General features: G+C 36.9%; 2 protein-coding genes. Both read left to right on the top strand.

Going from position 1 to position 1,078, the window contains the following annotated elements; translation table 11 throughout:
- Positions 1 to 231: 231 nt before the first annotated feature.
- A complete protein-coding gene (locus ACNKXS_RS00425; RefSeq protein WP_417919155.1) occupies positions 232 to 825 on the top strand; it encodes a nucleotide exchange factor GrpE in 594 nt (197 codons plus the stop codon).
- A gap of 31 nt (positions 826 to 856) precedes the next feature.
- On the top strand, positions 857 to 1,078 hold a 222-nt coding region (locus tag ACNKXS_RS00420; RefSeq protein ID WP_417919154.1), incomplete at its 3' end, for a DnaJ domain-containing protein.

Genomic DNA, 1,078 nt, shown 5'->3' with positions numbered 1-1,078 from the left:
GTTATTGTTATTTTTACATGCTGTAAAACCAAGTCCAAGACTAGCTACTACAAATGCATTTAGTAATAATTTTTTCATTGTTAAAGTTTTTTATATTCCGCGCAAAAGTAAATTGAAAATCAAACCGGGCTTCTTAAAGTTTTATTAAATAATTTCTGTGACATTTTGACATTTCGGATTAATTGGCAACGAATTTGACCCAATTGCAGCAGAAAGTAAATTTTTTATAAAATGAGCCGAAAAGAAGATAACATCAAAGACGAAGATAAAAGAGTGAAAGACCAGGTTGAGGACGCGATGGATGAAGCAATAAATGAGTTAGACCAGGCCGGTGATGATACCGAAGCAGAAGAAACAGTAAGCGATAACGAACTTACTGAAGAAGAGCGCATGATAGAAGACCTTCAAAAGGAAAAGGATAAATTCCTGAGACTTTTTGCAGAATTTGAGAATTATAAGCGTAGAACTTCGAAGGAACGTCTTGAATTGTTCAAAACTGCCAACCAGGAAGTAATGACAGCCATGCTGCCAGTTATGGACGATTTTGACAGGGCTATGAACGAGATCAGTAAATCTGGTGACGAGAACCTTCTCAAAGGAGTTGAGTTGATTCATAATAAGCTTCGCGAAACTTTAAAAGCTAAAGGTCTGGAAAGAATGGATGTAGAGCAGGGGAGTGATTTTGATTCTGAAATTCATGAAGCTATTACGCAAATTCCGGCGCCTACAGAAGATCTAAAAGGTAAGATCGTAGATGTGGTTGAGCCAGGATACAAGCTTGGAGAACGAATTATCAGGTATCCAAAAGTGGTTACAGGAAAATAAAAACGCTTTTACAGAATTGTAAAAACACAATATGAAAGAAGATTATTACGAAATATTAGGCGTAAGTAAAGACGCTTCAGCAGCAGAGATAAAGAAAGCATATAGAAAAATGGCTTTAAAGTATCACCCGGATAAGAATCCTGGTGACTCCACAGCTGAAGACATGTTCAAAAAATCTGCTGAAGCCTATGAGGTATTAGGAAACCAGGAAAAACGTGCCAAATATGATCGTTTTGGTCATCAGGCTTTCGAT

The sequence above is a fragment of the Christiangramia marina genome (assembly GCF_048285865.1).
In the GTDB taxonomy this organism is placed as follows: Bacteria; Bacteroidota; Bacteroidia; order Flavobacteriales; family Flavobacteriaceae; genus Christiangramia; species Christiangramia marina.
Note: the sequence above shows the minus strand (reverse complement) of the source record. Positions and strands in the feature narration are given on the sequence as shown.